We start from the raw sequence: 16,620 nt of genomic DNA, 5'->3' as shown, positions 1-16,620 counted from the left end.
GCGGAGGGCGGGTCGGTTGGGGGATGGACGCTTTTCTTCGCGCACGGCTTGCGCTAAAGCCGCGCGAAACTGGCCTGGAGGGCGGCATGACCGACAGCAAGAACGGCATCACCTATGCGGATGCGGGGGTGGATATCGACGCGGGCAACGCGCTGGTGGAGCGGATCAAGCCTGCCGCCAAGCGCACCAACCGTCCCGGCACCATGTCGGGGCTGGGCGGCTTCGGCGCGCTCTTCGACCTGAAGGCGGCGGGTTACAGCGATCCGGTGCTGGTGGCGGCCACGGACGGCGTGGGCACCAAGCTGCGCATCGCCATCGACACCGGGCATCTGGACGGGGTGGGCATCGATCTGGTGGCCATGTGCGTCAACGATCTGGTCTGTCAGGGCGCGGAGCCGCTGTTCTTTCTGGATTACTTCGCCACCGGCAAGCTCGACACCGACAGCGCCGCGCGGGTGATCGAGGGCATCGCCGAAGGCTGCGTGCGCTCGGGCTGCGCGCTCATCGGCGGCGAGACGGCAGAGATGCCGGGCATGTATCCGGCGGGGGATTTCGATCTTGCGGGGTTTGCAGTGGGCGCGATGGAGCGCAGGCAGGATCTGCCGCGCGAGGTCAGCGCGGGCGACGTGCTGCTCGGGCTTGGTTCTGACGGGGTGCATTCCAACGGCTACAGCCTCGTGCGCAAGCTTGTGGAGATCTCGGGGCTGGGCTGGGAGGCGGACTGCCCCTGGGCCGAAGGCAGCCTTGGCGAGGTGCTGCTGACGCCGACGCGGCTTTACGTCAAGCCGGCGCTGGCGGCGGTGCGGGCAGGGGGCGTGCATGCGCTGGCGCATATCACCGGCGGCGGCCTGACCGAAAACCTGCCGCGCGTGCTGCCCGAAGGCTGCGGCGCCACGATCGATCTGCACAGCTGGGCGCTGCCCGGCGTGTTCGGCTGGATGGCGCAGACCGGCGGCATGCAGGCGGCGGAAATGCTCAAGACCTTCAACTGCGGCATCGGCATGGTGCTGGTGGTGGCGGCGGACCGCGCGCCCGCGCTGGCCGATCTGCTGCGCGCCGAAGGCGAGACGGTGGTGACGCTTGGCACCGTGACCGAAGGGCAGGGCATCCGCTACGAGGGCCAGCTGGGGTGAAGCGCGTCGCGATCTTCATCTCGGGCGGCGGGTCGAACATGCTCCGTCTGGTCGACAGCATGACCGGCGATCATCCGGGCCGGCCCGTGCTGGTGCTGTCGAACCGCGCCGATGCGGGCGGGATTGCCGCTGCCGCCGCGCGCGGCATCGCCACGGCGGTGGTGGATCACCGGCCCTTCAAGGGTGACCGGGCCGGGTTCGAGGCAGCGCTTCAGGCCGAGCTTGACCGCGCCGCCCCCGACATCCTGTGCCTTGCCGGGTTCATGCGGGTGCTGACGGCGGGGTTCGTGATGCCATGGGCGGGGCGGATGCTGAACATCCACCCGTCGCTTCTGCCGAAATATCGCGGGCTCGACACCCATGCCCGGGCGCTGGCGGCGGGGGATGCCGAACATGGCTGCACCGTGCATGAGGTGACGCCGGAACTCGACGAGGGCCCGATCCTTGGGCAGGCGCGGGTGGCGGTGGCACAGGACGACACGCCCGACACGCTGGCGGCGCGCGTGCTGGCGATGGAGCATCAGCTTTATCCCGCCGTGCTGCGCCGCTTTGCCCAAGGCGACCGCAGCCCGCTGCTGCTGCCCTGACCGCGGCCTGCAGCGTTTCTGCCCATTCCGCCACAGGTCGCGGCTGCCGCGCGCGGAGGTCTTTGATCTTGCGCGCCTGCGGGTGTAGGAGGCGCGAACAGTTATGTCACGCAAGATGGCCGGAGCCCGCATGAAGACAATCACCTCGACGGAAGATCTGGCAGAGTTCTGCACGCGGGCGGCCTCCGCCCCTTATGTGACCGTGGACACCGAGTTCCTGCGCGAACGCACCTATTATTCCAAGCTCTGCCTTGTGCAGCTGGCCATTCCGGGCAGCGCCGAAGAGGATGCGGTGCTGGTCGATCCGCTGGAGAGCGGCCTGTCGCTGGAGCCGCTGCTGGAGCTGTTCCGCAACACCGACGTGATCAAGGTCTTTCACGCCGCGCGGCAGGATCTGGAAATCTTTTACATCGATCATGGCGTGATCCCGGAGCCGCTGTTCGACACGCAGGTCGCGGCCATGGTCTGCGGCTTTGGCGAACAGGTGGGCTACGAGACGCTGGTCAAGCGCATCGCCAAGCAGCAGCTCGACAAGTCCTCGCGCTTCACCGACTGGTCGCGCCGCCCGCTGACCGATGCCCAGAAGAAATACGCGCTGGCCGATGTGACCCATCTGCGGGTGATCTACGAGTTTCTGGCCGACAAGCTGGCCGAGACCGGGCGCGCCCGCTGGGTGACCGAAGAGCTGGCGGTGCTGACCGATCCGGAGACCTACATCACCCGCCCCGACGAGGCGTGGCAGAAGATCCGCACCCGGTCCTCCAGCCCGCGCTTTCTGGCGCTGGTGCGGGCGCTGGCCGCCTTCCGCGAGGAGTATGCGCAGTCGCGCAACATCCCGCGCACCCGGGTCTACAAGGATGACGCGCTGGTGGAACTGGCCTCGACCAAGCCCGCGACGCTGGACGATCTGGGCCGGTCGCGCCTGCTGCTGCGCGAAGCCCGCAAGGGTCCGATCGCCGAGGGCATCCTTGCGGCGGTGCAGGCGGGGCTCGACTGCCCCAAGGAGCAGCTGCCGCAGGCCGAGGACGAGCGCGACCAGCTGCAGGTGAACCCCGCGCTGGCCGATCTGCTGCGGGTGCTGCTGAAGGCCAAGACCGAAAGCTCGGGCGTGGCTTCGCGGCTGATCGCGCCTGCGGCGGAGCTTGACGCCATCGCCGCCGGTCAGCGCGACGTGAAGGCGCTGCAGGGCTGGCGGCACGAGGTGTTCGGCGCCGACGCGCTGCGGCTCTGCGAAGGGCGCATCGCGCTGGCGGCCAAGGGCAAGACCGTGGCGGTGATCGAGATCTGAGCCGCTTGGCGGGGGCGGAGGAGGGGGCTGCTCTCCTCTTTCGCCAAAGGGAAGCGTCCGTCACGGGCGGATGCCCTGTGCGAGGGCCGGACGAAGCAGGATGGGGGCTCTGCCCCCGTCCGCTGGCGCGGACTCCCCCGGGATATTTCTGGCCAATGGAAACCGGCATGTGCCGCAGAGCCCGTGCGGCGCGGGCTGTGGCTCTCCCCCCCGGCGCGGGGCGTGTGGGGCCGCCTAGCGGCGGGTTTCCAGCGCGTTGCTGCGGCCCGCGACGCGGATCGCGCTCACGCTGGCCAGTTCCTGATCGGTGAGCCAGACGGCGGCGGTGACCATGCGCGCGCGCGCGCCGGTGTTGCGCGGGCCCGCCTGCTGCAGCGCGGCCAGCGTATAGGCCAGCCTGCCGGTGCCGCGCGCGGTCTCGTCCTCGACCAGCCGCACGTCGAAGGGGCCGACGCGGTCGGCCACGCCGGTGACGCGCAGGATGGCGCCGCCGGGACGGCGTTCCAGCAGCACTTCGCTGATCTGCTCCACGGGGCGGCCGGCATAGTCGGGCGCCTCGCGGGTCAGCAGGCTGACGCGGCTGCGTTCGGGGATCAGGGGATTGGCGCTGCCGGCTTCGGCCCCGGCCGACCGCACGGGGCCGCTGCCGCCGCCGAACCAGTTGAACGGATTGACGCGCGAGTCGCGCACGCTGGCGCAGCCCGCAAGCAGTCCCGCAGAGATCACCAGCAACGTGAAGGGTTTGAACATGCGATTTGGTCCCGTCTTGTCGCCTCCGGGACTAGCCTGTTTTGCCGAAGTTGAAAAGCATCCTTCGCGGGCACTGGACCTTTGGCCGGGCGCCGCCTACCTCTGGGGCCGGAACAGGAGGGCGCATGGCACAGGCTGGCTTCGAGCAACTGGTGGGGGATTTCGAGTTCCTTGAGGACTGGGAAGACCGCTACCGCATGGTCATCGAGATGGGCCGCGACATGGCCGCACTGCCCGAGGCGCTGAAAGTGCCCGCCACCAAGGTGGAAGGCTGCGCCAGTCAGGTCTGGCTGCATGTGACATGGGACGGCCCGCGGCTGCGCTTTCAGGGCGAGAGCGACGCGATGATCGTGCGCGGGCTGATCGCGGTGCTGCACCGGCTTTATGACGGGTTGTCGGCCCAGGAGGTTCTGGCCACCGATGCCCGCGCCGAACTGGGGCGGCTGGGGCTCACCGAGCATCTTTCGGCGCAGCGATCGAACGGTCTGCGCGCCATGGTAGAGCGGATCCGGGCCGAGGCCGACGCGGCCTGAGCCGCCGCAGGGCGGGAACGGCGGCGCTGCAGGCTATACATCCGGGCGCACCTGTCATAGAACGCCTTTCGAATGGAACGACCTGAACGGGCAGCATGACCATGTCTGACGATTTTGAACTCGACACCGAAGACCTCACGCGCCGCATGGATGGCGCCATGGCGAATCTGCGCACGGAATTTGCCTCGCTGCGCACCGGGCGCGCCTCGGCCTCCATGCTGGAGCCGGTGATGGTGGATGCCTATGGCTCGCCCACGCCGATCAACCAGGTGGGCACGGTCAACGTGCCCGAGTCGCGGATGGTCACGATCAACGTCTGGGACAAGGGCCTTGTCGGCAAGGTCGAGAAAGCGATCCGCGAGTCGGGGCTGGGCATCAACCCGCAGCTTAACGGCACCATCATCATGCTGCCGATCCCCGAGCTGAACGAGGAACGCCGCCGGGATCTGACCAAGGTGGCGGGCCAGTATGCCGAGCATTGCCGCGTGGCGATCCGGAACCTGCGCCGCGACGGCATGGACCAGATCAAGAAGGCCAAGGCCGACGGGCTGTCGGAAGACGACCAGAAGTTCTGGGAATCCGAAGTTCAGGCGATGACCGACAGCTACATCAAGAAGATCGATGCCGCGCTGGAGACCAAGCAAGAAGAGATCATGCAGGTCTGATCGGGCTTGAGCCTGACAGGAGGAGGGGGCCGATGCCCAAACCCATCCGCGAGGGCACCGGCCCGCGCCATGTGGCCATCATCATGGATGGCAATGGCCGGTGGGCGCAGAGCCGGGGCCGGCCCCGGCTTTTCGGCCATCATGCAGGCGCCAAGCGCGTCCGCGAGATTGTCGAGGCCTGCCCGGATGCGGGCGTGCGCTATCTGACCATCTTCGCCTTTTCCACCGAGAACTGGAAACGCACCCAGACCGAGGTGGCGGGGCTGATGAGCCTGTTCCGCCGCTACATCACCAAGGAAGCCCGCGCCCTGATGGGCGAAAACGTCCGCGTGCGCTTCATCGGCGACCGGGTGCGGCTTGACCGCAAGCTCATCACGCTGATGGACGAGCTGGAGGTGATGACCGCGCATTGCACCGGGGTGAACCTGACCATCGCGATCAATTACGGTGGCCGCGACGAGGTGGCACGCGCCACGCGGCGGCTGGCGCAGGACGTGGCCGAAGGCCGCCTGCGCCCCGAGGAGATCGACGTGGAGACGCTGCCGAAATACCTCGACACCTGCGTGCTGCCCGATCCCGATCTGGTGATCCGCACCAGCGGCGAGGCGCGCATCTCCAACTTCCTGCTCTGGCAATCCGCCTATGCGGAATATGAATTTGTCGACACGCTCTGGCCGGATTTCACCGCCGAGGAATTTGCCGGTCTGGTCGGCGCCTATGGCAAGCGCGAGCGGCGCTTCGGCGGTGTGATCGCATGAGCACGCAGCGCTGGACCGATCTGGGGCCCCGCATGCTGTCGGCCTCAGTGCTGATCGTGATCAGCCTGATTGCGGTCTGGCTGGGCGGCATCTGGTGGCGCGGGCTGATCTCGCTGTTCTGCGGGGTGATGGTCTGGGAACTGGTCAACATGGTGGACACCAACCGCCGCCGGTCCGCCCGGATTCTGGCGCTGGTGGCGGGGGGCTGCGCGCTGGCCTCGATCCAGCTGCCCGCGCCGCTGGAACTGTTCGCGCTGCCGCTGCTGCTGCTGCCCTCCATGGCCGGGTTCGGTCAGATGGAGCGGGGCGGCGTGACCTATGCCGTCTTTACCGCGATGATCCTGCTTGCGGGTTATGGCATCATGGCGCTGCGGGCCGAATTCGGGCTGGTCTGGATGCTGTGGCTGACCTCTGTCGTCGTCATCACCGATGTGGCGGGCTATTTCATCGGTCGCGCCATCGGCGGGCCGAAGCTCTGGCCGCGCGTCAGCCCGAAAAAGACATGGTCCGGCGCCGTGGCGGGCTGGGTCGGTGCGGCACTGGTGGGGATCGCCTTCATGAACGTGTCGCAGGTCGGCATCGGTCTTGTCGGCGTGTCCATCGCCATCTCCATGGCAAGCCAGATCGGCGACATGGCCGAAAGCACCGTCAAGCGCCGCGCCGGGGTCAAGGACAGTTCCAACCTGCTGCCGGGCCATGGCGGGCTGCTGGACCGTTTTGACGGGATGCTGGGGGCGGCGCTGTTCCTGCTGATCGCCGGGCAGATCGTGGACTTCCCGCCGGGGCTGCAATGAGGCGCGTTTCCGTTCTGGGGGCCACCGGATCCATTGGACAGAACACGCTGGATCTGATCGCCCGCGCGCCCGAGGCCTATCAGGTCGTGGCGCTGACCGGTGGCAGGAACGTCGCGCAACTGGCTGAAGATGCAATGAAATTCCGCGCAGAGCTGGCTGTGGTCGCCGATCCCGCGCTGCTGCCCGATCTGCGTGACCGGCTGGCGGGCAGCGGCATCGCCGCCGCCGCTGGCGCAGAGGCGCTGGAAGAGGCGGCGCTGCGGCCCGCCGACTGGGTCATGTCGGCCATCGTCGGCGCGGCGGGGCTGGCGCCCGGTCTGCGCGCGCTGGAACAGGGGGCGACGCTGGCGCTGGCCAACAAGGAAAGCATGGTCTGCGCCGGGCCTCTGGTGCTGGCCACTGCCGCGGCCCATGGCGGGCGGGTGCTGCCGGTGGACAGCGAGCATTCGGCGGTGTTTCAGGCGCTGATCGGCGAAGACATCGCCTGCGTCGAACGGGTGATCCTGACCGCCAGCGGCGGCGCCTTCCGTGACTGGCCCGCCGAGGATCTGGCCCATGCCACCCCGGAGCAGGCCGCAACCCATCCCAACTGGGCCATGGGGCAGCGCATCACGATCGATTCCGCGTCGATGTTCAACAAGGCGCTGGAAGTCATCGAAACCAAAGAGTTTTTTGACCTGCGCCCCGATCAGATCGATGTGGTGGTGCATCCTGAAAGCCTGATCCACGCGCTGGTGGGGTTCTGCGACGGCGCGCTGATGGCGCATATGGGCGCGCCGGACATGCGCCATGCCATCGGCTTTGCGCTGAACCATCCCGGGCGCGCGCCGCTGCCGGTAGAGCGGCTTGATCTCGCCAAGCTGGCGCAGCTGACCTTCCGCCCCGCCTGCGAGACGCGCTGGCCCGCGCTGCGGCTGGCGCGAGAGGTGATGGCTGCGGGCGGGCTTGCCGGGGCGGTGTTCAACGCCGCCAAGGAACGCGCGCTGGATGCCTTCATCGCGCGGCAGATCGGGTTTCTGCAGATGGCGGAGGTGGTGGAACAGGTGCTGGACCGCGCCACGGGCGAGCCCGGGCTGCTGCAGGCCGGGATCACCCTTGATAACGTCCGTCAGGCCGACCATTTCGCGCGTAGATCCGCCGACGAGATCATGACACCAACCTGAGAGGCAGAGCACTTGGACATCCCCCAGTTGATCCCGCAATTCGGGGGCGTCCTCTGGACGCTTCTGGCCTTTGTCATTGCCCTGTCGGTGATCGTGGCGATCCATGAATATGGCCATTACATCGTGGGCCGCTGGTCCGGCATCGATGCCGAGGTGTTTTCGCTGGGGTTCGGGCCGGTGCTGCTGTCGCGGGTGGACCGGCGCGGCACGCGCTGGCAGCTCGCCGCGCTGCCATTTGGCGGCTATGTGAAATTCAAGGGCGACGCCAATGCCTCTGGCGGGGCGGATGGCGAGACGCTGTCGCAGATGACCCCGGCAGAACTGCGCCGCACCATGAACGGCGCGCCGCTTTGGGCGCGCTCCGCCACGGTGGCGGCGGGGCCGGTGTTCAACTTCGCGCTGACCATCCTGCTGTTCACCGGGCTCTTCATGTTCCGCGGCGTCATCGCCGAGCCGCTGACGGTGGGCGACCTGCGGCCCATACCGTCGGTGCAAGAACTGCAGCAGGGTGACGTGATCCTTGAAATCGAGGGCGCAGCACCGCCCGCCTTCGAGGATGCGGCAGGCTTTGACGCCTTCCTGAAGGCGCTGCCGATGCAGGCGACGCTGGACTATACAGTGTCCCGCGACGGTCGCGAAGAGGTGGTGGCGGGCCCCTATGTCTATCCGCCGCTTGCAACCTCCATCGCGCCACGCTCTGCCGCCAGCGCCGCCGGGGTAGAGCCGGGCGACGTGATCACTGGCATTGACGGCGTGCCGATCTTTGCCTTCGAACAGCTGCGCCAGCGGGTCGAAGGCTCCAATGGCGAAACGCTGGGGCTGGAGGTCTGGCGCGACGGGCAGGTGCTGGATCTGGCGCTGACCCCCAAACGCACCGACGAGCCGCTGCCCGAAGGCGGCTTCCGCACCGTCTATCGCATCGGCATCGTCGGTGGGCTGTTCTTCGAGCCTGCCACCGAAACCACCGGGCCGCTGACGGCGGCAGGGGCAGCGGTGTCACGCACATGGGAGATCGCGCAAGGCTCGCTGTCGGGGCTCTGGCACATGGTGGCGGGCAATATTTCTTCGTGCAACCTGTCGGGGCCGATCGGCATCGCGGAGACCTCGGGCGCCATGGCCTCGCAGGGCGGGCAAAGCTTCCTGACCTTCATCGCGGTGCTGTCGACGGCGGTGGGGCTTCTGAACCTGTTCCCGGTGCCGGTGCTGGATGGCGGGCATCTGGTGTTCTTCGGCTACGAGGCGGTGACCGGCAAACCGCCCTCGGACAAGGCGCTGCGGATTCTCATGTCGGTCGGGCTGGCGCTGATCCTGTCGCTGATGGTCTTTGCGCTGACAAACGACCTGTTCTGCCCCTGATCGTTGCGCGGGCGGGGACAACCGCCAAGGAAACCCCGCCCCGCAGCCCAATTTCGGCCATATTCCCAGACTATTGCACGGGAAACGCAACCGGAGTCCGGGTGATCCCATGCAGACGCTCAAGCACGGCTATCAGGGCCTCAGCCTTCTTTTTACGATCAACTGGGACAGGCTGCTGTTCCCGCTGACCATTCTGGCGGCGCTGTATCTGGGCGCCTTTCTGGGCTCGCTCTGACCGGGGACCGGATCCGGTTTTGACAAGTCCAGCCGTTCCCGGTAGTCACTCCTAAAACGTGGCGGAGTGGATACTGGCATGGGCAAATTGCTCACGGGGGTCACCCCCCCTCGCAAAGGGTGCGGTTACCGGGCAGGCGTGTCTGCGGCGGCGGTTTCCATAGCACTGACAATGGCTTTTGCGGGGGTGCCGGATCGGGCCCTTGCGCAGTCCTACGCCTTTGACAGCGTGGCCATCGAAGGCAACCAGCGGATCGAGGCGGGCACAATTCTCAGCTACGCCGGGATCGCACGGGGCCAGACGGTCAGCGCTGCGGAACTGAACGACGCCTATCAGCGGCTCCTCGCCTCCGGCCTGTTCGAAACGGTGGAGATCACCCCGCAGGGGTCGCGTCTGGTGATCGAGGTGCGGGAATATCCCACCATCAACCGCATCGCCTTTGAAGGCAATGACCGCATCGATGACGAGGAACTGGCCACGATCGTGCGGGCGCAGTCCCGCCGCGTCTACAGCCCGCGTGTCGCCGAACAGGATGCGCAGGCGATTGCCGAGGCCTATGTGCAGCAGGGCCGTCTGGCAGCAAGGGTGCAGCCCAAGCTGATCCGCCGCTCCGACAACCGCGTCGATCTGGTTTACGAGATCTTCGAAGGCGGCGTGAGCGAGATCGAGCGGATCGGCTTTGTCGGCAATCAGGCCTTTTCCGACCGCCGCCTGCGCCGCGTGCTGCAGACCAAACAGGCCGGTCTGCTGCGCGCCATCATCCGCAGCGACACCTTCATCGAAGACCGCGTCGCCTTTGACCGCCAGCTTCTGCAGGATTTCTATGCCTCGCGCGGCTATGTGGATTTCCGCATCACCGGCGTGAATTCGGAATTCGCCAACGAACAGGACGGCTATTTCCTGACCTTCAACGTCGAGGAAGGCCAGCAGTTTTCGTTCGGGCAGATCGATGTTGCCAGCGATCTGGCCGAGGTTGACGTGGAATCGTTCCGCGACGTGCTGTCGCTGCGGTCGGGCCGGACCTATTCGCCTTCGGATGTCGAGGACGAGATCGCGCGGCTGGAACGTCTGGCGGTGCAGCAGGGGCTGAACTTCGTGCGGATCGATCCGCAGATCACCCGCAATGACCGCGACCTGACGCTGGACGTGACCTTCCAGCTGACCCGCGGCCCGCGCATCTTTGTCGAACGCATCGACATCGAAGGCAACACCACCACGCTTGACCGGGTGATCCGGCGGCAGTTCGACACCGCCGAAGGCGATCCGTTCAACCCCCGCGCCATCCGCGAGGCCGCCGAACGCATCCGCGCGCTTGGCTATTTCGAAAATGCCGAGGTGGAGGCCCGCGAAGGCACCACGCCGCAGCAGGTCATCGTCGACGTGAACGTGACCGAACAGCCCACCGGCTCCATCGGTTTTGGCGGCAGCTATTCGACCTCTTCGGGGTTTGGCGCCGCGATCAGCTTTGCCGAACAGAACTTCCTCGGGCGGGGGCAGCGGCTGTCCTTCGGCATCAACACCTCGGATTCGACCCAGTCCTACACGTTCAGCTTCGTGGAACCGGCGTTTCTGGGCCGGGACGTGGCGTTTGGCCTGAACCTTGCCTACAACACCACCGATTACAGCAACACGCAGTATGACACCACCGAAGGCGTGTTCCGGCCCAGCCTGACCTTCCCGGTGTCGGAACGTGCCCGGCTTGGCCTGCGCTACACCGCGCGGCTCAGCGACATTTCCGACGCCTATGATGGCGATGCAGGCAATGTCATCCGGTCCGAAGAGGATCTGGGCGAACGCATCGACAGCTCGGTGGGCTACACGCTCAGCTATGACACCCGGCGCACCGGGCTTGATCCCAATTCCGGCGTGCTGCTGGAATTCGGTCAGGATTTTGGCGGGGTCGGCGGCGACACCACCTTCATCAAGACCAACCTGCGCGCCGTGGCCCAGACCACCGTCTGGAACGAAGAAGTCACGCTGCGCGCCTCGTTCGAGGCGGGGGCGCTGAACTATTCCAGCGGCGAAAGCCGGGTCACCGACCGTTTCCTGCTGAATGACAGCACGATGCGCGGCTTTGCCTATGGCGGCATCGGCCCGCGCGAATATTCGGACGCGGCGGATGTGGACGATTCCATCGGGGGCGATTATTTCGCCGTCGCCCGGTTCGAGGCGGAATTCCCGCTGGGCCTGCCCGAAGAATACGGGCTGTCGGGCGGCGTCTTCTACGATGTGGGCTCGGTCTGGGGGCTGTCGGATTCGACCGCAGCCGCGGCGGGCAGCAACTCCATCCTTTATGAAGAGGCCAGCGCGCGCCACGTGATCGGCGTGTCGGTCTTCTGGGACTCCATCCTCGGGCCGCTGCGGCTGAACTTCTCGCAGCCGCTGAAGAAGGAAAAATACGACGAAGAGCAGAACTTCAGCCTGTCGCTGTCGAGCCAGTTCTGACATGGCGGGACGGGTCCGCGCGCTGCTGCTGGCCCTGACCTGCGTGCTGTCGGCAGCTGCCGCCAGCGCGCAGGACGCCACGCGGGCGGGCGTGGTGCAAAGCCCGATCCTGACGCTGGAGGTCGACCGGCTTTATGCGGACAGCGCCTATGGCCGCAAGGTCAGCGCCGCGCTGGAGGAGCAGGGCGCCGATCTGGCCGCCGAGAACCGTCGCATCGAAAGCGATCTGACCGAAGAGGAACGCCGCCTGACCGAGCAGCGCCGCAGCCTGCCGCCTGCCGAGTTTCGCGCGCTGGCCGATGCCTTCGACCAGAAGGTGCAGGCGCTGCGCCGCGAACAGGATGCCAAGGCGCGCATGCTGGGGGATCTGTCCGACAACCGGCGGCGGCAGTTTCTGGCCGAGGCGGAGCCGGTTCTGGCCGAGCTGATGCGCGAGGCGGGGGCTGCGGTCATCCTCGACAAACGGCAGGTGCTGCTGGCCGCCGAGGTCATCGACATCACCGAAACCGCCATTTCGCGGATCGATGCCGAAATCGGCGAAGGGCCGGATCTGCTGCCCGAGCCGCCGCTGCCTGACCCTGCGGCGCCCGGCACCGATCCCTGAGGTGCCTTGCCCCGCCGCCCGCCGGTTGCTAGGGACGGGGCGTTGTTTTCAGAAGAAAGGCCGCCGATGACCGAGACCCTGCTGCGCGCGGATATCGACCTCATCCAGCGCATCCTGCCGCATCGCTATCCCTTCCTGCTCGTGGACCGGGTGGTGGAGATCGACGGCTTCTCCTCTGCGCTGGGGATCAAGAATGTCAGCATGAACGAACCGCATTTCCAGGGACATTTCCCGGGACGGCCGATCATGCCCGGCGTCACCATCATCGAGGCCATGGCGCAGACCGCCGCGGTCATGGTGGGGACGGCGCTGGATCTGGCGGACAAGGATCTGAAGGTCTATTTCATGGCCATCGACAGCGCCAAGTTCCGCCGCATGGTGGTGCCGGGCGACGTGCTGAAGATGCGCATCACCACCAAGCGCGGCAAGCCGGGCGCCAAGGTCTGGAAATTCTCCGGCATGGCCGAGGTCGAGGGCGAGATGGCGGCAGAGGCCGAATTCACCGCGATGATGGATCTGCCGTCTTGACCGGCACCGTGATCCATCCGTCGGCCATCGTGGAGCCGGGGGCGCAGATCGGCGAGGGGTGCCGCATCGGCCCCTTCTGCCATATCGGTCCCGAGGTGGTGCTGGCCGCGCGGGTGGAGCTTAAATCCCATGTCATCGTCACCGGAATGACCGAGATCGGCGAAGACACCGTGGTCTTTCCCTTCGCGGTGATCGGAGAGATTCCGCAGGATCTGAAATTCCGCGGCGAAAAGACCAGACTGCAGATCGGCGCCCGCAACCGCATCCGCGAACATGTGACGATGAACTGCGGCACCGAAGGCGGTGGCGGCGTCACCCGGGTCGGCGATGACGGGCTGTTCATGGCGGGCTGCCACGTGGCCCATGACGCACAGATCGGCGACCGCGTGATCCTTGTGAACAATGTCGCCGTGGCGGGGCATTGCGTGCTGGAGGATGACGTGATCGTGGGCGGGCTGTCCGGCGTGCACCAATGGGTGCGCATCGGGCGCGGTGCCATCATCGGGGCGCTGACCATGGTCACCAATGACGTGATCCCCTACGGGCTGGTGCAGGCGCCGCGCGGCAAGCTCGACGGGCTGAACCTTGTCGGGCTGAAACGCCGGGGCGTCAGCCGCGCCGACATCACCGCGCTGCGCGCCGCCTTCCAGATGCTGGCACAGGGCGAAGGCGCCTTTGCCGACCGGGCAAAGCGGCTGGGGGACGAAACGCAGAGCCCCTATGTGCGCGAGATCGTCGAATTCATCCTTGGCGACAGTGACCGCCACTTCCTGACCCCGGGCTAAGCCCGTGCTGGCGCTGATCGCAGGGCAGGGCGATCTGCCGCGCGCCGTGGCCAAGGCCGCGCCGGAGCCGGTGCTGGTCTGCGCGCTGGCCCATGCGCTGCCCGACCGTGTGGAGCCCGATCTGGTGTTCCGGCTGGAACGGCTGGGCGGCTTTCTGCGCGCCCTGCGCCGCCGGGGCGTGACGCGCATCTGCATGTGCGGGCGGGTGACCCGGCCCGCGCTGTCGCTGCGGGCGCTGGATCTGCCAACGCTGCGGCTGCTGCCCCGGGTGGTGCGTGCCCTGCGGCGCGGCGATGATGGCGCGCTGCGCATCGTGATCGGCATTCTTGAAGGCGCAGGGTTTCAGGTTCTGGGCGCGCATGAGGCCGCCCCCGATCTGCTGCCGCCCGCTGGCATCCTCACCGCGGCGCAGCCCGGGCCGGAGGCCGCAGCCCTTGCCCTGCTGGGCGACAGGGTCAGCGCGGCGCAGGGCCGGGCCGATCTGGGGCAGGCGGCGGTGCTGCGCGGCGGCAGGGTGGCAGCACAGGAGGATGACGCGGGCACCGATGCCATGCTCGCCCGCCTCGCGCCCGGTCAGGGCGGGCTGCTGTATAAAGCGCCCAAGCCCGGACAGGACCGCCGCGCCGATCTGCCGGTGATCGGCCCCGCGACGGTGGCGGGCTCCGCCCGTGCCGGGCTTGACGGGCTGGTGATCGAGGCGGGCGGCGTCATGGTGCTGGACCGCGACCGCGTGCTGCGCGATCTGGACGCGGCGGGCATGTATCTCTGGGTGCGGGAGCGCGGCGCATGAAGGTGTTTCTGATCGCGGGCGAGCCTTCAGGCGACAAGCTGGGCGCAGCGCTGATGGCCGGGCTGACCGGGATGGTCCCCGACATCCGCTTCGACGGCATCGGCGGCGAGCGCATGCTGGACGAGGGGCTCAACAGCCTGTTTCCCATGGACGAGATCAGCGTCATGGGCATCACCGAGATCCTGCGCCAGTATGGTGCGCTCAAGGCCCGCATCCGCCAGACCGCTGACGCGATCATCGCCGCGCGCCCCGATGTGCTGGTGACCATCGATCTTCCGGAATTCTGCCTGCGCGTCGCGGCACTGGTCAAGGCGCGCTCCGACATCCGCGTGGTGCATTACGTCGCCCCCACCGTCTGGGCATGGCGTCCGGGCCGCGCGGTCAAGATGGCGCGCCATGTGGATCAGGTGCTGGCGCTGCTGCCCTTCGAGCCGCCCTATATGGAAGCGGCGGGCATGCGCTGCGATTTTGTCGGCCATCCCGTGGTGACCGACCCGCAGGCCAGCCCGCAGCAGGCGGCAGAGTTCCGGGCGCGGCACGGGCTGGGGCAGGCGCCGCTCTGCCTGATCCTGCCGGGCTCGCGCCGGTCGGAGGTGACGCGGCTGGCCCCGGTCTTTGCGCAGGTGGTGGCGCGGCTCTACGCAGCCCGCCCCGATCTGCGCTTCGTGCTGCCCGCCGCCTCGCCGGTGGCGGGGCTGGTGAGCGATCTCTGCACGGGCTGGCCGGGCGCGCCGCTGATCCTTGACCCGCGCGGCGCGGGCGAGGTGGGGCGGGCGGAGAAACGGGCAGCCTTTGCCGCCGCCGATGTGGCGCTGGCCGCGTCGGGCACCGTGTCGCTGGAACTGGCGGCTGCGGACACGCCCATGGTCATCGCCTATGACATGGGCTGGCTCTCCCGGCAGATCATCGGGCGGATGCTGCGGGTGGACACGGTGACGCTGGTCAATCTGGTGTCAGAGACGCGCAGCGTGCCGGAATTCATCGGCAAGGCCTGCCGCCCCGACTCCATCGCCACCGCCCTGCTGCAGGTGCTGGACGCGCCGGAGCCGCAGCGCGCCGCCATGGCGCTGACCATGCAAAGGCTGGGGCAGGGTGGCGCCGCCCCCGGCACCCGCGCCGCCATGGCCGTGCTGGACGGGCTCAATACCCCAAAGCCCCTGCCATAAAAAACCCCCGGAGCCGCGGCTCCGGGGGCGGATGTCCAGCCTTGAGGGCAGCGCTTACTGCCGCAGGGCGGAGCTTTCGTCAAAAGACGCGGTGAAGCCCGACAGCGACATGTCCAGCGTCACCTGCTGGTCCGGCGCCATGGCCGGAACGATGGTGATCGTGGCGCCGCGACCGGCCTTGAACCGGGCCACGTCTTCTTCGGTAAAGCCGACGCGGGCGTAACAGCCCACCTGCGTGCAGAACGAGAAATCATAGCGCTTGGGCTGACCGCCATCGACGGCGATGCTCAGCTTCTGGGTCAGCAACGTCTCCAGCGGCACGACAAAGGTGCCGCCCGCCGTGACCTGACCGCCATTGGCAAGGCGGAAGATGCTGACCTCGGCCACATTGCCGCCATTGCCGTCCTGCAGCAGCTGATACATCTGGCAGGGATCTTCGGCATCGGTGCCTTCGGGCACGCGCAGGCACTGCAGCTCCCAGTCGCCATTGGTGGACTTCACATAGGTCTCGGGCTGCTGCTGGCCCGGGGCGGGCGCCGCCGCCTCGCCCTCTGCCGGCTCGCCCAGCGTCAGACCGCCACCGACGCTGGTATCAGCGGGGGACGGGGTCTGCGCGCTCTGCGCCGCCTCGGGGGTCTCGGTCTGGGTGGCTTCCTGCGCCTGCGCGGGCAGGGCAGCCAGCCCCGCCACCAGCGGCAGCAGACGAAGCAAGGTAAGAGGTCTGGTCATGGAAACTCCCTGAGCTCTGGAAACGGTCTCGGTGCCCGCTTAGCATGCGCCCCACGCAGTGTCAGGCCGGAAATTCCGGACCCGCCGCGGCACCGGCGGAAAGCTGCGAAGCGCTTCAAACGAAAGAGAAAAGGGGCCTTGCGACCCCCTTTCCCTTGCTCCCTGTCGGACCGGCCGACTATGTCATTGCCAAGACGTTACGAAACCCTTTGGGAACGGTCAACAGGGTTTGCAAGTCCGCAGCTTCACTTTTGAACAAAAGACCGCGCCTTGTGAGGGGCGCGGCCAGTCAGACAGGGAGGAAGTCCGCC

18 protein-coding genes are annotated in these 16,620 nt (G+C 67.5%); 16 read left to right on the top strand and 2 right to left on the bottom strand.

Going from position 1 to position 16,620, the window contains the following annotated elements:
• Nucleotides 1-86 precede the first annotated feature (86 nt).
• From purM to rnd, 3 genes are all read left to right on the top strand, one after another.
• Nucleotides 87-1,133 (top strand): phosphoribosylformylglycinamidine cyclo-ligase, encoded by a 1,047-nt coding sequence (gene purM, locus BLR51_RS15700; protein WP_089848839.1) that lies wholly within the window; start codon nucleotides 87-89, stop codon nucleotides 1,131-1,133.
• Entirely contained in the window at nucleotides 1,130-1,720 is a 591-nt protein-coding gene (purN, locus tag BLR51_RS15695) for a phosphoribosylglycinamide formyltransferase (RefSeq protein ID WP_089848700.1), read from the top strand. The genes purM and purN overlap by 4 nt, the downstream gene beginning before the upstream one ends.
• A 130-nt stretch (nucleotides 1,721-1,850) precedes the next feature.
• Nucleotides 1,851-3,008 carry a ribonuclease D gene (gene rnd / locus BLR51_RS15690; RefSeq protein WP_089848698.1) on the top strand — a complete coding sequence of 386 codons (1,158 nt, stop codon included), beginning with the start codon at nucleotides 1,851-1,853 and terminating at the stop codon, nucleotides 3,006-3,008.
• Nucleotides 3,009-3,242: 234 nt separating this feature from the next.
• On the opposite strand, the gene BLR51_RS15685 is transcribed toward rnd, so the two are convergent.
• Nucleotides 3,243-3,758, bottom strand: coding sequence for a hypothetical protein (locus BLR51_RS15685; protein ID WP_089848696.1), 516 nt, complete (start codon nucleotides 3,756-3,758; stop codon nucleotides 3,243-3,245).
• A 125-nt stretch (nucleotides 3,759-3,883) separates the two neighbouring features.
• On the opposite strand from BLR51_RS15685, the gene BLR51_RS15680 reads away from it, so the two are divergent.
• The 13 genes from BLR51_RS15680 (at nucleotide 3,884) to lpxB (ending at nucleotide 15,580) form a co-directional block, all read left to right on the top strand.
• Nucleotides 3,884-4,291 (top strand): SufE family protein, encoded by a 408-nt coding sequence (locus BLR51_RS15680; protein ID WP_089848694.1) that lies wholly within the window; start codon nucleotides 3,884-3,886, stop codon nucleotides 4,289-4,291.
• Nucleotides 4,292-4,392: 101 nt separating this feature from the next.
• Nucleotides 4,393-4,956, top strand: coding sequence for a ribosome recycling factor (frr, locus tag BLR51_RS15675; protein WP_089848837.1), 564 nt, complete (start codon nucleotides 4,393-4,395; stop codon nucleotides 4,954-4,956).
• Between the two features lie 32 nt (nucleotides 4,957-4,988).
• The gene (gene uppS, locus BLR51_RS15670) at nucleotides 4,989-5,714 is read left to right on the top strand and encodes an undecaprenyl pyrophosphate synthase (protein ID WP_089848692.1); all 726 of its coding nucleotides are present in this window, start codon (nucleotides 4,989-4,991) and stop codon (nucleotides 5,712-5,714) included.
• On the top strand, nucleotides 5,711-6,508 hold the full coding sequence (locus BLR51_RS15665; RefSeq protein ID WP_089848690.1) for a phosphatidate cytidylyltransferase: 798 nt from the start codon (nucleotides 5,711-5,713) through the stop codon (nucleotides 6,506-6,508). The genes uppS and BLR51_RS15665 overlap by 4 nt, the downstream gene beginning before the upstream one ends.
• Nucleotides 6,505-7,671: a 1-deoxy-D-xylulose-5-phosphate reductoisomerase gene (gene dxr, locus BLR51_RS15660; protein ID WP_089848688.1), complete on the top strand. Its 1,167-nt coding sequence runs from the start codon at nucleotides 6,505-6,507 to the stop codon at nucleotides 7,669-7,671. The genes BLR51_RS15665 and dxr overlap by 4 nt, the downstream gene beginning before the upstream one ends.
• A gap of 12 nt (nucleotides 7,672-7,683) precedes the next feature.
• Complete coding sequence (gene rseP, locus BLR51_RS15655; protein ID WP_089848687.1) at nucleotides 7,684-9,027, top strand: RIP metalloprotease RseP; 1,344 nt, start codon at nucleotides 7,684-7,686, stop codon at nucleotides 9,025-9,027.
• A 109-nt stretch (nucleotides 9,028-9,136) separates the two neighbouring features.
• Entirely contained in the window at nucleotides 9,137-9,262 is a 126-nt protein-coding gene (locus BLR51_RS28480; protein WP_269062039.1) for a hypothetical protein, read from the top strand.
• Between the two features lie 171 nt (nucleotides 9,263-9,433).
• Nucleotides 9,434-11,707 carry an outer membrane protein assembly factor BamA gene (bamA, locus tag BLR51_RS15650; RefSeq protein ID WP_089848685.1) on the top strand — a complete coding sequence of 758 codons (2,274 nt, stop codon included), beginning with the start codon at nucleotides 9,434-9,436 and terminating at the stop codon, nucleotides 11,705-11,707.
• Nucleotide 11,708: 1 nt separating this feature from the next.
• On the top strand, nucleotides 11,709-12,311 hold the full coding sequence (locus BLR51_RS15645) for an OmpH/Skp family outer membrane protein (protein ID WP_089848683.1): 603 nt from the start codon (nucleotides 11,709-11,711) through the stop codon (nucleotides 12,309-12,311).
• A 66-nt stretch (nucleotides 12,312-12,377) separates the two neighbouring features.
• On the top strand, nucleotides 12,378-12,839 hold the full coding sequence (gene fabZ, locus BLR51_RS15640; RefSeq protein ID WP_089848682.1) for a 3-hydroxyacyl-ACP dehydratase FabZ: 462 nt from the start codon (nucleotides 12,378-12,380) through the stop codon (nucleotides 12,837-12,839).
• Nucleotides 12,836-13,624: an acyl-ACP--UDP-N-acetylglucosamine O-acyltransferase gene (lpxA, locus tag BLR51_RS15635; RefSeq protein ID WP_089848680.1), complete on the top strand. Its 789-nt coding sequence runs from the start codon at nucleotides 12,836-12,838 to the stop codon at nucleotides 13,622-13,624. Before fabZ ends, lpxA begins: the two co-directional genes overlap by 4 nt.
• A gap of 4 nt (nucleotides 13,625-13,628) precedes the next feature.
• A complete protein-coding gene (locus BLR51_RS15630) occupies nucleotides 13,629-14,414 on the top strand; it encodes an LpxI family protein (protein ID WP_089848678.1) in 786 nt (261 codons plus the stop codon).
• Nucleotides 14,411-15,580, top strand: a complete 1,170-nt coding sequence (gene lpxB, locus BLR51_RS15625) for a lipid-A-disaccharide synthase (RefSeq protein ID WP_089848675.1) — start codon at nucleotides 14,411-14,413, stop codon at nucleotides 15,578-15,580. Before BLR51_RS15630 ends, lpxB begins: the two co-directional genes overlap by 4 nt.
• A gap of 54 nt (nucleotides 15,581-15,634) precedes the next feature.
• Here lpxB and BLR51_RS15620 read toward each other — a convergent pair whose 3' ends face one another.
• Nucleotides 15,635-16,309: an invasion associated locus B family protein gene (locus tag BLR51_RS15620; protein WP_089848673.1), complete on the bottom strand. Its 675-nt coding sequence runs from the start codon at nucleotides 16,307-16,309 to the stop codon at nucleotides 15,635-15,637.
• Nucleotides 16,310-16,620 lie beyond the last annotated feature (311 nt).

The organism is Salipiger marinus, assembly GCF_900100085.1.
In the GTDB taxonomy this organism is placed as follows: Bacteria; Pseudomonadota; Alphaproteobacteria; order Rhodobacterales; family Rhodobacteraceae; genus Salipiger; species Salipiger marinus.
This window is presented reverse-complemented; position numbering and strand designations above follow the sequence as displayed.